The sequence below is a fragment of the Neoalteromonas arenosi genome (assembly GCF_030362855.1).
Taxonomy (GTDB): domain Bacteria; phylum Pseudomonadota; class Gammaproteobacteria; order Enterobacterales; family Alteromonadaceae; genus Alteromonas_E; species Alteromonas_E arenosi.
Genome location: NZ_JAUCBP010000007.1, coordinates 392566 through 407430, shown reverse-complemented (window position 1 = coordinate 407430; position 14865 = coordinate 392566). Strand labels below are relative to the sequence as shown.

11 protein-coding genes are annotated in these 14865 nt (G+C 46.2%); 7 read left to right on the top strand and 4 right to left on the bottom strand.

Annotated elements, in window-relative coordinates:
• Positions 1 to 30: 30 nt before the first annotated feature.
• From QTP81_RS08230 to QTP81_RS08205, 6 genes are all read left to right on the top strand, one after another.
• Complete coding sequence (locus QTP81_RS08230; protein ID WP_289364873.1) at positions 31 to 594, top strand: rRNA large subunit pseudouridine synthase E; 564 nt, start codon at positions 31 to 33, stop codon at positions 592 to 594.
• Positions 595 to 731: 137 nt separating this feature from the next.
• A complete protein-coding gene (gene mnmA / locus QTP81_RS08225) occupies positions 732 to 1874 on the top strand; it encodes a tRNA 2-thiouridine(34) synthase MnmA (protein WP_289364872.1) in 1143 nt (380 codons plus the stop codon).
• 1 nt (position 1875) lies between these two features.
• A complete protein-coding gene (gene hflD / locus QTP81_RS08220) occupies positions 1876 to 2502 on the top strand; it encodes a high frequency lysogenization protein HflD (protein ID WP_289365616.1) in 627 nt (208 codons plus the stop codon).
• Positions 2503 to 2515: 13 nt separating this feature from the next.
• Positions 2516 to 3889, top strand: coding sequence for an adenylosuccinate lyase (gene purB / locus QTP81_RS08215; protein WP_289364871.1), 1374 nt, complete (start codon positions 2516 to 2518; stop codon positions 3887 to 3889).
• Between the two features lie 62 nt (positions 3890 to 3951).
• A complete protein-coding gene (locus QTP81_RS08210) occupies positions 3952 to 5142 on the top strand; it encodes an adenylate/guanylate cyclase domain-containing protein (protein WP_289364870.1) in 1191 nt (396 codons plus the stop codon).
• Positions 5143 to 5210: 68 nt separating this feature from the next.
• Positions 5211 to 6347 carry a cupin domain-containing protein gene (locus QTP81_RS08205; RefSeq protein ID WP_289364869.1) on the top strand — a complete coding sequence of 379 codons (1137 nt, stop codon included), beginning with the start codon at positions 5211 to 5213 and terminating at the stop codon, positions 6345 to 6347.
• Positions 6348 to 6391: 44 nt separating this feature from the next.
• Here QTP81_RS08205 and QTP81_RS08200 read toward each other — a convergent pair whose 3' ends face one another.
• On the bottom strand, positions 6392 to 6799 hold the full coding sequence (locus QTP81_RS08200; protein ID WP_289364868.1) for a DUF4826 family protein: 408 nt from the start codon (positions 6797 to 6799) through the stop codon (positions 6392 to 6394).
• Between the two features lie 7 nt (positions 6800 to 6806).
• The gene (gene ydiJ, locus QTP81_RS08195) at positions 6807 to 9848 is read right to left on the bottom strand and encodes a D-2-hydroxyglutarate dehydrogenase YdiJ (RefSeq protein WP_289365615.1); all 3042 of its coding nucleotides are present in this window, start codon (positions 9846 to 9848) and stop codon (positions 6807 to 6809) included.
• A gap of 195 nt (positions 9849 to 10043) precedes the next feature.
• Between ydiJ and QTP81_RS08190 the strand changes: the two genes are divergently transcribed.
• A complete protein-coding gene (locus tag QTP81_RS08190; RefSeq protein WP_289364867.1) occupies positions 10044 to 10265 on the top strand; it encodes a PGPGW domain-containing protein in 222 nt (73 codons plus the stop codon).
• Here the strand turns inward: QTP81_RS08190 and QTP81_RS08185 are convergent.
• Entirely contained in the window at positions 10262 to 12271 is a 2010-nt protein-coding gene (locus QTP81_RS08185) for a putative bifunctional diguanylate cyclase/phosphodiesterase (protein WP_289364866.1), read from the bottom strand. The two genes, QTP81_RS08190 and QTP81_RS08185, sit on opposite strands and share 4 nt — an antisense overlap.
• A 140-nt stretch (positions 12272 to 12411) precedes the next feature.
• The gene (gene ppsA / locus QTP81_RS08180) at positions 12412 to 14784 is read right to left on the bottom strand and encodes a phosphoenolpyruvate synthase (RefSeq protein ID WP_289364865.1); all 2373 of its coding nucleotides are present in this window, start codon (positions 14782 to 14784) and stop codon (positions 12412 to 12414) included.
• Between the last annotated feature and the right edge of the window lie 81 nt (positions 14785 to 14865).

The following is a 14865-nucleotide window of genomic DNA, read 5'->3' as shown; positions in this document are numbered from 1 at the left end:
ATCCTATTGTCGATGCTGGAGTAATCATACATGGTCACCTACAACAAGCGCCCGCGCACCCTAGTGCTGTTTAATAAACCCTTTGATGTTCTCTCGCAGTTCACTGATGGCGAGGGACGCAAGACGTTGAAAGATTATATCAACATACCCGATGTCTATGCGGCAGGCCGATTGGACCGCGACTCAGAGGGACTCTTGCTGTTGACTAATGACGGTAAACTGCAGCACAAAATCGCCCATCCTAAAGCCAAAACAAGTAAAACATACTGGGCACAAGTGGAAGGGATCCCGTCGCCAGCAGCACTCAACGCATTTGCGCAAGGGCTAGAATTAAAAGACGGTATGACCGCCCCAGCAAAGGTCAAATTGATCGACGAACCAAGTCAGCTGTGGCCGCGCACGCCGCCTATTCGAGAGCGCAAGAGTATTCCGACGGCGTGGCTGCAAATCACGATCACTGAAGGCCGTAATCGTCAGGTGCGCCGCATGACTGCGCATATCGGCCACCCAACGTTGCGACTGATCCGCTACCGGATTGGCAGTTGGACGATTGATGGCTTAGAGAACGGTGAATATCAGCAAATAGAGGTTTAAAAACCGGCATCAGTAACCACACCCATGTAGCGCATAAGATGGAAACTTTTGACCTAAATAAGCGCGCCTACACCTATCGAATTTAGTTCGCCGTTCTGGTAAACTCCGCGCCTTTATTTTTAGTCTATATACAAGCTATGTCAGATATTGTTTTACCAGTAGCGATACCACAGCCAGACGTTGCAGATCCAGCGTCAAAAAAAGTCATTGTCGGCATGTCCGGTGGTGTCGATTCATCGGTATCCGCTTATATTCTTCAGCAACAAGGCTTTCAAGTTGAAGGCGTTTTCATGAAGAACTGGGAAGAAGACGACAATGATGAGTATTGCGCTGCTGCCGAAGACCTTGCAGACGCACAACAAGTCGCTGACAAGCTTGGCATTGAATTACACACAATCAACTTCGCAGCTGAGTACTGGGACAATGTATTTGAGTATTTTCTTGCCGAGTATCGCGCTGGTCGAACGCCAAATCCCGATATCATGTGTAACAAGGAAATTAAGTTTAAGGCATTTCTCGAGTTTGCAGCAGAAGACCTCGGCGCTGATTTTATCGCCACTGGCCATTACGTTAGACGCCGTCTAGTCGACAGCAAGTATCAGTTACTGCGCGGGTTGGATGACAATAAAGATCAAAGTTACTTCTTGTATACTTTAAGCCATGAACACGTCGGTAAAACGCTTTTCCCTATTGGTGACATAGAAAAGCCTGTAGTGCGAGAGATTGCAGCGGCGCTTGACTTGGTAACTCATGACAAGAAAGACAGTACCGGTATTTGCTTTATTGGTGAGCGCAAATTTACTGATTTCTTAAAACAGTATTTGCCCGCTCAACCAGGTCCTATTGTCAGTGCCGAAGGCGAAACGTTAGGTGAGCATCAAGGGTTGATGTATCACACCCTAGGACAACGCAAGGGTTTGCATATTGGTGGTTTACGCGATCATGGCGATGAACCATGGTATGTAGTAGACAAAGACGTTGCCAACAATACATTAATCGTCGGCCAAGGTGCCGATCATCCGCGTTTGTATTCCATCGGCCTAAACGCTGACCAGCTGCATTGGGTTGACCGCGAAGCGCATGCCAAGCCAATGGATGTTGTGGTTAAAACACGCTACCGCCAGCAAGACATAGCAGCTACACTAATACCCAATGCCGATGGCTCCGTAGAAGTCCAATTTAAGCAACCGCAAAAAGCTGTAACGCCGGGACAATCCGTAGTTATCTACCAGGACGAGGTGTGTTTAGGCGGCGGAATTATTGAGAGTTATATTCGATAAGATGTTAGCACCAGAAATTGAAAACCAATTAGCCCTTGCCGGCGTCTGTCAAGCCGCAGCCCTGGTCCAAGACGTTGCTCGAAAAGGGGAACTGGACGAAGTGGCAGCGGAAGCGAGTTTATCCAGTATTCTTGTTACGGCACCGGATAATCCTCAACAAGTATACGGTTCACTAAGCAACCTCAAGCTTGGATTTCAAATGCTTGTTGCGCAATTACACAATAAACCCGGCAATAAAGATGCCGAGCTGACCCGTTATATTGCCAGCATACTCGGCTTAGAGCGCAAGTTAGCTAAGAACCCGAAGGCGTTATCACAGCTAGGTGAGCGCATTTCACACGTGCAAAGACAACTCAATCACATCGATTTTGACAATCACCAGATTATCGGCTCTCTCGCCAGCATATATAGTGATGTAGTCAGCCCTTTAGCACCGCGCATTCAAGTCGCAGGGCAGCAAAAATTTCTTAATCAACCGCAAAACCAACAACGCGTTCGAGCTCTGTTATTAGCGGGCGTGCGCTCTGCAGTTTTGTGGCGGCAAATGGGTGGCAAGCGCCGCAATATTCTATTCAAACGCAAGTCTATCATTAGCGCTGCTCAACAAGCATTGCGCATAATCAACTAAACCGGAGTCAACCTTGGAAATCTCAACTTTAACCGCTATTTCGCCAATTGACGGTCGATACGCCAGCAAAACCACTGAACTTCAGCCGATTTTTAGTGAATTTGGTTTATTGAAGTATCGTGTAGTCGTAGAGGTCCGTTGGCTACAAATGCTTTCTAACACTGCGGCAATTGCTGAAGTACCGGCGTTTTCAGCAGCTGCGAATGCACACTTAGATGCTATCGTTGAGAACTTTTCAGTCGCTGATGCCCAGCGCATAAAAGACATTGAGAAAACCACTAACCACGATGTAAAAGCCGTTGAGTATTTCTTGAAGGAACGCGTCGCGGACGTAGCAGAGCTCCATGCCGTAAACGAATTTATTCACTTTGCTTGTACCTCAGAAGATATTAACAATTTATCGCACGCTCTTATGCTTAGCGAAGCCCGCGATGATGTGCTATTGCCAACATTAGATAAAATCATTGCGCAAATGCGTGACTTGAGCGAACAACTTACGCAAATACCAATGATGGCAAGAACCCACGGCCAACCTGCATCACCCACCACAATGGGTAAAGAGTTTGCCAATGTTGTTGCGCGCTTAAGCCGTCAACGCAAGCAAATCGCTGAAGTGAGCATTCTGGGTAAAATTAACGGCGCTGTTGGCAACTACAACGCGCACTTATCTGCCTACCCTGACATCGATTGGCACGCACTTTCAGAACAATTTGTGACTAGCTTAGGTGTCGAATGGAATCCATATACAACTCAGATTGAGCCACACGATTACATTGCTGAGTTATTTGATGCAATCGCGCGTTTCAACACTATCTTGCTCGATTTTGACCGCGACGTATGGGGCTACATCGCATTGGGTCACTTCAAACAAAAAACAGTGGCGGGCGAGATTGGCTCTTCAACGATGCCACACAAAGTGAATCCCATCGACTTTGAAAACTCCGAAGGTAACTTGGGGTTGGCCAATGCAATGTTTGCTCACTTGGCGGCTAAACTCCCAGTGTCACGATGGCAGCGCGATCTGACGGATTCAACTGTATTGCGCAACCTAGGTGTCGGTTTGGGGTATTCAATGATTGCCTATCAAGCAACGCTCAAAGGTATGGGCAAATTGGAAGTGAACAGTGCTAGCCTCGCCGCGGAACTCGACGACAACTGGGAATTGTTAGCAGAGCCGATTCAGACTGTTATGCGTCGCTACGGCATTGAAAAACCTTACGAAAAACTCAAAGAATTAACCAGAGGTAAGAAGGTTAACGCTGCAATCATGGCGGATTTTATTGATGGGCTTGAATTACCTGACGACGCTAAAACCGCGCTCAAAGCATTAACCCCTGCAAACTATATTGGCGATGCTATCCGTCTTACAGATCAGTTACCCAAATAAACAACACCATCTAGTATTAGCGGCAAATGGATTTTGCCGTACTTTGCGGCTAGGAATAGCCAGTGTCATCTCCCCATGCCTACGTTCAGCGCCAATCAATAAGCTCTGCTGTCCAATATGCCTTGTTAATTGCGCTGATAGTACAAATTCCACTAGCGAGTGTTGCTGATAAAACCCATAAACTATTTATTGTGGGTTTTATTTTCCTCCACATCCTTGCCCTGAGCGCCTTGCGCTTAGCTCACTCAATCGGAATCCGTAACCTCTTACTGTGTATTACGTATGCGTCCTTCATCGTGCTGAGTGGTGCACTGTGGCAAGGCGACTATTTAGCCCATTGGTTCTTGCCAGTAGGTATCGTAATAGCTGTATTTTTATTTCGCTTGCAATCCCCTTTGTTACTTCTGTGCGTTGTCGTTTTATTCAACGCGCTTTTTTTACATGCAGAGTATCAATGGATTCAGTGGCGTGCTGACGTTGATGAGTCTTATCTAAAAAGCAAGGGCTATCTCAATGCCTTATTAATGAGTAGCTGCTGTACCTTCATCGGTGTATTTATACGCTGGCATTTATCTCAGTTTTGGCGCGCTATTCAGTCTGAATCAGCGTCGCGCAAAAGTGCATTAAATCGAGTATTGCCTGAGTGTTTTCAAGCGCCATTGCCCTCAACACAGCAGCCAAAGCCGCAACATTATTCACCTGTTAGCGTGCTGTTTTTTGATATGCGGGGCTACACGGAATTTGCCGCAAATCGCGATTCGTTAGCACAAATTCAAATGCTCGATGCGGTCTATCGGCGGTTCGATGAAATATGTGCCATGTATGGCATTGAACGAATTAAAACTAATGGTGATCAGTACATAGCCGCAGCAGGCGTGCCACTAACCTATACAATCGAACATAACAATGATTATTCTCCTGCTGTCGCTATTTGTCTTGCCGCGAGACAGATGGAAGTGGAATTTAGAGCGATCGCTAATAGGTTTGGATTTGACTCGCTTAGCCGTATCGGTATAGCGAGTGGTAAAGTGATAGCGGGTATAATTGGTTTGTTTAAACCCTGTTACGACTTGTGGGGCTTGCCAATGCTACTTGCCTCCCGTCTGGAATCGAACTGTGTGGCTGGACATATTAATATTTGTGAAACAACATACTTATCGATTAACCAACAACTTCACTGTGAACTCGTTGGACGCATGGAATTGCAGGGACTGGGAACTCGAGTGGTCTATTCACTGACACTTGACCGGTAACAGAAAGTTTTCACCTTTACTGATTAGTTAACGTATGATCATGTTATGTGATTTTGGTTGGAGCCCTGGTGAACGCGATATTGAACGAAACGTTTTCAGTCAAAGAATTCAAAGCCAAGTATTGGCAAAAAAAACCCTGTTTATTGCGTGGCTTAATGCCCGGTTTTCATGATCCAATCGACGAGCACGATTTAGCCGGCTTAGCACAGGAGCCCGAGGTAGATAGTCGTATTGTTAGCGTTGACGAGCATGGTCATTGGCAAACAACAAGCGGTCCGTTCGACGATTTTGATGCAGTGTTCACGGGAAGTTGGACGCTTTTGGTGCAAGGCACAGAGCGCTATTTTGGCGACGTCGATAAGCTACTTTCAACATTTGACTTTATCCCGTACTGGCGTACAGACGATGTAATGATCAGTTACAGTACAATGGGTGCAGGTGTTGGTGCTCACGTTGATCAATACGATGTGTTTCTCATTCAAGGTAAAGGGCAGCGTCACTGGCAGGTTGGCAAACCCGATCTTCAGTCCATTGAATTTAATAATAATGGTTTGCGTCAAGTCGATGAATTTGAGCCAATGATTGACTGTATTACTGTGTGTGGTGATGTGTTGTATATCCCGCCAGGGTGGCCTCACAAAGGGCAAACGATTGAAAGTGCGCTGACCTATTCCATAGGATTTCGCGCACCGAACAATGAGCTACTTGCGGACATTCTTACCGAGGGTTTAAGCAATAACCTTATTGAAAATAAGCGCTATACCGATGCCTCGCCCGACTTCGCAATGCATCCTGCCGAAATAACATCTCGTGAAGTAGATGCGCTTGTTAAACAGCTCAAGCACGCCATTGATACTGCAGCTTATCAGCATCATTTGATCGTGCGAATGAGTGAGCAAGAGTTATCCCCGTACCCCACAGAAGAATTTAATTTACAGGTTATTATTGAAAGATTAGCGTCGACTGACACGCTTAATCGACTGGAAGGATTAAGACCTCTGTACCTAGTGAGCGATGACCCTCAACAGTGCTTCGCCGTGAACGGTGAAGCGTTCCAATGCCCAAGGGCGTACTGGGATAGTTTGGTGCCGTTATTGAACAATAGCGTCACCGAGTTACCAAACGCTATACCTAGTGAACAAATAAAAGGCATAGCCAAAGTGCTACTGCCCTTATGCCAAGCGGGTTATTACTGGTTTGAGTAACGCTATGCCTTGGCGGGTTGCCAAGGCATAGTTAACCTATTGTCCTATGCCTGCCAGAATTGGTCGTTGCCTTCTAGTTCCGCCAAGCTCTCAGCGCGAGATTCTAGTAAAGCAGCATAGTCCATCTGCGTCTTATCATTACTTACTTGGTTGCGGATATTTTCCGCTTTTAGCTGCCACTTCAAGGCAAAATGCTTAAGTGCACTGCGCGCGTCTGCTGCAACATCTGCCGGTACGTAATCAACCGGTAAATCTCCGCTTAACACCCATAGTAACTTACCGTCATTGGTACTGATTTTCCAAACAGCAACAAATGGCGCCAAATAACGGCTTTCTTCCGTAATAACACTTTTAAACAGGTAACCATTTTCAGCGAGGTGCTGATTGGCTTTTTGAAATTGCTCTTTCGCCCATTGGGCAAGCTCTTCTTGGCTTTTAGGTTGTTCTTGCATAATTATCCTAGTGAGTTTCTTGCAGGTGCATGGCAATGATCTGCAATGGGTGTAATGGTTTATATTGTTCAAATCGCGCCACTTGACTGCGACATGAATACCCCGTGGCTAAAACAACGTCCGCCTTGGTTTTCGCCAATACGGGGCGCCAACTTAAGTCATAAATACCGCGACTATTGGCTAAGTTCTGCTGTTCATGACCATAAGTACCGGCCATGCCACAACAGCCCACAGGTGTGGGAGTTAACTGCAAATTAAACGCACTGAAAATGGCCTGCCACTGTCGTTCTGAGGCTGGCAAAGCAGTCTTCTCAGTACAGTGGCTCAACAGCACGTAGGTATTATCATCATTTAATTGCGGCAATGGCTCTTGGCGCTCGGCCAGATATTCTGTTAACCATTCTTGAACTGTTTTAACGCTAAAGTCACCACGTTTCTCAGCTAACGTCTTGGTGTATTCATCACGATAACACAGCACCAGTGATGCATCGACACCTATCATAGGAATGTTCAACTGATGGACTTGGTTTAAAAACGCCGCAGTTGACTTTGCCGTGCGCTCAAAACGCTCTAAAAAGCCTTTCACATGCTGTGGCTTCCCATTGGGTTTAAACGGTAAAACAACGGGCTTCAGACCTAAACCAGCAATTAAATCAATACAATGTTTAACCACTTCCGCATCATAAAACGAGGTGAACGGGTCTTGTACTATCAATACAAACTCGGCGCGCTCAGCGTCACTTAAACTGGCAAGTTGTGAGTAGGAGTAATCATCGACTAATGATTCAACGCGCTGTTTTAAATTAGGCACTGATAAAACTGGCGCATCTACGTAACCAATGGTTTTCTGTAATAGCGAACGTGCCCACTTGGGCTTAAGCATGGTATTGAAAAGTAGCGGCGTTTTAGCCATCAATGGGGCCATCCATTCAACATTGGCGACAAAATAATCTTTGAATGGACGCATATAACGCTGATAGTAAATCGATAGGAACTTCGCTCGAAAATCGGGTACGTCAACACCGACCGGACATTGACTACTACACGACTTACACGCCAAACAGCCATCCATAACTTCTAATACTTCATGGGAAAAATCTTCGGTTTTAGCTGTCTTACGCGTGTTAATCCAACGCTCCCACAATGACGTTGAGAAGCTCTCCGCCTCAAGGCGCTTAACACTCACACCTTGGTTATTGAGTAAACGCAACCACTCCCGGATCATCCCCGCGCGGCCTTTCGGTGAATGGCGACGGTCTTGGGTAATTTTGCTCGATGGGCACATCGGTGATGTCGTGTCGTAGTTAAAACACAAACCATTTCCGTTGCAGCTCATGGCAGGTTCAAACGGCTCTTTAAAACTGATCGGAATGGTTTTATCCAGATGGCCACGTTTTGCGTCAGCGACTTTAACTAACCCCGCGTCAGAATTAATGGGCGTACAAATTTTGCCAGGGTTCATCTGGTTATGCGGGTCAAACGCCGCTTTAATCTTGCGCAACTCGGTAAAGAGTTCATCACCAAAGAACGCTGGCCCATATTCACTGCGGTAGCCTTTACCGTGCTCGCCCCACATTAAGCCACCATACTTAGCGACCAACTCAACCACTTGATCAGACAATTTAAGCATCAGCTTTTCTTGCTCTGGATCGCACATATCGAGCGCAGGGCGCACGTGTAATACTCCGGCATCAACATGACCAAACATACCGTAGTGCAAATCGTGACTATCCAGTAATGCGCGAAACTCCATAATGAAATCTGCCAAGTTCTCGGGAGGAACGGCAGTATCCTCTGCAAACGCAATCGGCTTGCGACTGCCTTTGGTCTTACCCAACAACCCAACCGCTTTTTTACGCATAGCATAAATCTTGGCGATATCCGCCGTATCAAAGGTAACTTGATAACCAATAACCCCTGTTTCACCGGCCGTTATTTCAGCGTCTAAACGCGCACTTAAAGTCGCTATTCGCTGCTCGATTTCGTCTAGATCCTCACTGTTGTATTCAACCATATTGAGTCCCAACAGTGTCTTATTGGGAACATCTGTAATCAAATCACTGATACTGTGCCAGATGATATCCGTACGCGCTAAATCCAGTACATTGCTGTCAACCGTTTCGACCGATGTCGCATTGGCCGCGACCATGGCTGGCGCATGGCGAAGTGCTGACTCAAAACTGTCGTACTTAACATTCACTAGCGCCTTGTGCTTGGGGATAGGCGTTATATCGAGTTTTGCTTCAGCGATAAATGCCAAAGAGCCCTCAGAGCCGGTGAGGATGCGTGTTGCATCGACACTACTGAGGTCTTCACTGGCTGCGTGCTCTAAATCATAACCGGTCAAAAAGCGATTGAGACGGGGAAATTTGGCAAGTATGGCGTCGCGTTTGTGGATACAAGACTTAACCAACTGTGCATAAATTGTCTGCACACATTGGTTTTCAATATTTTTCACATCCGCGCATGCAATAGATTGTGTATCGAGCACCTCTCCATTGGCGAGAACGGCTTTTAATGCCAACACGTGGTCACTGGTTTTACCGTACACCAAAGAACCTTGACCGGAAGCATCAGTGTTGATCATGCCGCCTATCGTTGCACGGTTACTGGTTGATAAATCCGGTGAAAAGAAAAATCCATAGGGGCGCAAAAAGTCATTGAGGGCGTCTTTTACTACACCGGCTTCAACCCTAACCCAACGCTCTTCCACATTGATTTCCAGCACATTATTTAAGTGACGGCTGATATCTACCACTATGCCACTGGTCAATGACTGACCATTAGTACCCGTACCACCGCCGCGTGCAGAAAACTGAATATCCGGTCTCGAAGCCGCTAATTGACCCACTACAGTCAAATCCTCGACTGATTTGGGGTATATCACCGCCTGTGGCATCTTTTGATAAATTGAGTTGTCGGTGGCCACCGCCAGACGACTGGAGTAACTGTGTTCGATATCACCGCTGAAATTGGAATCTCGCAAGGCTTCAAGGTATTCAAGGTATTCCGCTGCGACTGCGCTTTCTGGGGGAACTACCGGTAATATCAATTGCTGATCTCCTCGTCTAAATAGGCCCGCAAGTATACGCGTCTGCAGGCTGAAAACCAAACACCAAAAACCTATGTACCAAGCATTAATAGGCGCTAATTTGGATTTGAAATAGTTAGATACAATTCGGCAGTGCTGTAACACAGTACCGTAGAGTATACTGTACGTAAGTAGAACAAATATGGGTTGTTCATGGTCATCAAAAGTGTCAGGACCGTTTCCGGAATTGCGCTAGTCGCATTGGGAATTGTGTTTACCATTATCCCGGGCTCGATCTTGTTTATTCTCGCCGGATTGTTTTTGCTCAGCTTTGATCACAAGTTTGCCAGACGCTGGTTACAAGCCACTCAAGATTCTGCAGCAAGAGGTGCGCGCAAACTCGACAGCTGGCTACTGCGTCGCAAATCGCGCTAATTGGCTTGCTGCTTTAACCATTGAGAAAGCTTACCCAAGTTCATCGGCTTGGCAAAGTAATACCCTTGGAGTAAGTCTATACCGCGCAGGGTAAGTTCATTCACTTGCGCTTCAGTTTCCACCCCTTCCGCAACCGTTAAGAATTTCAGCTCGCTGGCGATCAAAGACGCTGCCCGTAAAATCACATCTCGCTCTTTGGCTGATGCATCAACAAAGCTCTTGTCAATTTTTAAGATATTGGCAGGCAGCACGGTTAATTGGCTCAAGTTAGAGTAGCCAGTTCCAAAATCGTCAATCGACAAGCTGATCCCCATTGCTTTGAGCGACATCACGGAATCTAAGACTTGCTGATCATCGGTCATCAACGCTGATTCGGTAATTTCTAAATGCAACTTGTGCGGGTCAAAACCTGTGGTTTCTAATACCGACTGGACGTGGGTGAAAAAGCTCTCGGTTTGCATTTGCAAGGCTGAAACATTAACTGAAAGGTGTTTATTCTGACAATCTTCAAGGAGTAAAAACTCGGTACAGGCTTGCTGTAGCACCCATAGCCCCAATTCCAAAATAAAGCCGGATTTTTCAGCCAGAGGGATAAAGTGATCAGGCCTTACCAACTCAGTTTGAAACTGCCAACGCACTAGCGCTTCTACGCCCCAAACTTCACGAGTTTTACTATCAACAATGGGTTGATACACAATAAATAACTGATGTTGTTTAATCGACTCCCGCAAACCGGCTATCAAGCGCTGCTCGTTTACGACCTCGGCTTTTAATTCATCATTGCAGGTCTGGATCCCCTCGCCCTTGAGCTTTTTGACCTTGTACATTGCGACGTCGGCTTTTTCTGCCAACTCAGCTGGCAGCTTGGCATGCTCTGGGTATATGGCTATACCTATACTGGCATCCAATTTTAAAAAATGGCCATCCACATCAATGGGTGCAGCCACTTCTTTCAGTAAATCTTTGCTGTATTTGAGGGTAGACTGCTCAGTGGTGTAATTAATCGCTAGGACAAACTCATCGCCGCCCCAACGACACAATAAGGCATCTTGTGCCGCTTTACTCAAGCGTTGTGAAACGGTCCTCAATACTTCATCACCGACTCGATGACCTAGAGCATCATTAATGGATTTAAAACCATTTAGATCGACAAATAGTACAGCTAACGGACTGTTTGGATAGGTGTTAATCGAGTGATTGAGTTCACTTATAAACGCAGAGCGATTCAACAAACCGGTCAATGTGTCTAGTTTAGACAATCGCTCAATCTGAGCGGTGCGCTTCGCGACTTTATCTTCAAGGGTTAAATTGGCTTGATCTAATTCGTTATTGACATCCCTTAGCCGTGCGTATGCGCGTGCCAATTCGTTGCGCTCATTTTCAATCTGTGAACGCAATATGACTTGTTCATTCTTAAAGCGAATTGATTGTTTACTAATCTCGGCGGCTCGACGACTAATATTCATCATCAATAACCAATAAATCAAACCGAGAATACCAATTTTAAACAGCGCAGCATCGTTACTGTTGATTGCCACAAGGCTAATCGGTAAGAGCAAACACGATGGATATGCGATTGAGAGCACGCGACTGGTTGCTAATACAATCACCGAGCCCCCGGTCATTGAGCCTAGTGCTAACATTGTAAAATATTTATCTTCGAGGCTTTGATAGCCAAATAACCAGCAAGCAGAAACAGCCCAAAGGATCCCGGTTAAAATTGCCAAAGCTTTGAAACGACGATTATAACGCAGTGCAAGAGTTAAAGATGGCGGGCGAAAATACCAGTTAAACCAGTCGGCCAAACGAATAACCAGTAACAATGACATGCCACCGAGCAAGCTATATACGATAACGGGTGGAGTATTACCTGAGAAAAACAGTAATAAAGCGCCAAACACTATCGCGGTTATGAGTAATCCCGTTAGTGATTGACGATAAAGATAATCGGTTAGCTCTTTGGTATCTAACGCACTGTTATTGTCGTGAGCGGCGGCGTCTTTCATGTGTATGGAGCGACTTTTATTGTGGTGACACGGTAGCGCAAAGTGCCCTTATCATCAATGCTGGTTTAGCAAACTAAGCACTATTTACGTAAAAAAAAGCGCAGCTAAAGCTGCGCTGTAATTCTTATTAGCTTTTTTACTTAAGCGTGTTTCTCACCGAGATACAACCAAGTTTCAACCACGGTATCTGGATTCAGCGATACGCTGTCGATACCCTGCTCGACTAACCAAGCGGCGAAGTCTTCGTGATCTGATGGTCCCTGACCACAAATACCAACGTATTTACCACGCGCTTTTGCTGCTTTAATCGCCATGGCAAGTAACGCTTTAACCGCGTCATTGCGCTCGTCAAACAAGTGAGCAATAAGGCCTGAATCACGATCTAGACCAAGCGTAAGCTGAGTTAAGTCATTCGAGCCAATTGAGAAACCATCAAAAATATCGAGGAACTGATCAGCCAATAAAGCATTCGACGGTAACTCACACATCATAATGACGCGCAATCCATTTTCGCCTTGTTTTAAGCCCTGCTCAGCAAGCAATTCAATAACCTGACGGCCTTCTTCAACGGTGCGAACAAATGGGATCATGATCTCAACGTTAGTCAAGCCCATCTTGTTGCGCACACGCTTAATTGCTTCACACTCTAGCGCAAAACAATCGCGGAAGTCTTCAGAAATATAACGGCTAGCACCGCGGAAACCCAGCATTGGGTTTTCTTCGTCCGGCTCATATTGATAACCGCCGACAAGGTTGAAGTACTCGTTTGACTTAAAGTCGGACATACGCACAATCACCTTATTAGGTGAGAACGCAGCACCGATGGTCGAAATCCCTTCTACAAGTTTTTCGATATAGAACTCAACCGGTGACGCATAGCCTGCGATCATGTCAGTTATCTCTTCCTTAAGCTCGTCAGGCTGCTCATCGAAGTTAAGTAATGCTTTCGGATGCACACCAATCATACGATTAATAATGAATTCTAAACGGGCAAGACCAACGCCTGCGCTAGGTAAACGCGCAAAGTCAAAGGCACGGTCTGGGTTACCCACATTCATCATTATTTTCAGAGGCAAATCAGGCATAGAGTCAATGCGTGATGTCACTACATCAAAGTCTAATGCTTGGTTGTATATATATCCGGTGTCACCTTCGGCACAAGACACAGTAACCATGTCATCATTTTCGATTGAGTGAGTCGCATCGGCACAACCGACTACTGCAGGAATACCTAACTCACGCGCGATAATCGCTGCGTGACACGTACGGCCACCGCGGTTAGTTACGATGGCCGCGGCTTTTTTCATGATCGGCTCCCAATCTGGGTCGGTCATGTCAGTAACAAGCACGTCACCAGCCTGGATCTTGTCCATTTCGTCAATGGACGCCAAGACTTTCGCTTTACCCGCACCAATCTTGTGACCAATCGCACGACCTGTACATACAACACCAGCTTTACCTTTCAGCTGGAAGCGCTCGATCACTTGCATGTCTTCACGACTGCGCACAGTTTCTGGACGCGCTTGTACAATGTACAATTTGCCATCAACACCGTCTTTAGCCCACTCAATGTCCATCGGACGCTTGTAGTGCTGCTCAATGATTTGCGCTTGTTTGGCCAACTCCATCACTTCATCATCAGTCAATGAGAACTGCATAGATTTGGCTTTTTCAATATCGACAATCTCAACTTGCTTGCCATGCGCAAGGTCAGTTGAATAAATCATCTGCGTTAGCTTGCTACCGAGGTTACGGCGCACAATCGCAGGGTTTCCAGCGTTTAAGGTTGGCTTATGGACATAGAATTCATCCGGGTTGACTGCCCCTTGCACGACCATTTCACCCAGGCCATATGAGCTGGTAATAAACACAACATCTTCGAAACCACTTTCAGTGTCGATTGTGAACATAACACCTGAAGAGGCAATGTCGCTGCGCACCATGCGTTGAATACCAGCTGACAACGCGACGCCCTTGTGATCGTAGCCTTGATGCACGCGATAAGAAATTGCTCGGTCGTTAAACAAAGATGCAAACACGTGCTTAATCGCGACCATTACGGCATCGTAACCTTTCACATTCAGAAAAGTTTCTTGTTGCCCTGCAAACGAAGCATCTGGCATATCTTCGGCCGTGGCAGAAGAGCGCACAGCAAATGACGCTTCGTCACCGGCATCACCCTGTAATTCTTCAAACGCTTCTCTAATCGCGTCTTCTAGTGTTGCCTGAAAAGGTGTTTCGATAATCCAGTCGCGAATCGTTTTACCGGCTTCTGCCAACGCGTTCACGTCGTCAACGTCAAGTGCGTCAAGTAGGTCATGGATGCGTTTTTCGAGACCGGATTGGTCGAGAAACTCGTTAAAAGCTGAGGCTGTCGTTGCAAAACCTCCTGGAACTTGTACACCAGCATTCGCTAGGTTTGAAATCATTTCACCCAGAGAGGCGTTTTTACCGCCAACTCTACCAACATCATGCATACCTAACTGCTGATACCAAAGTACGTATTCTTGCACTCGATTAGCCTCCGGCTGTTTTGCTAAATCATAGGGTTTGTGTTTTTAGTAATGCTGCCGTACATTTTGTTAAAAAACGTT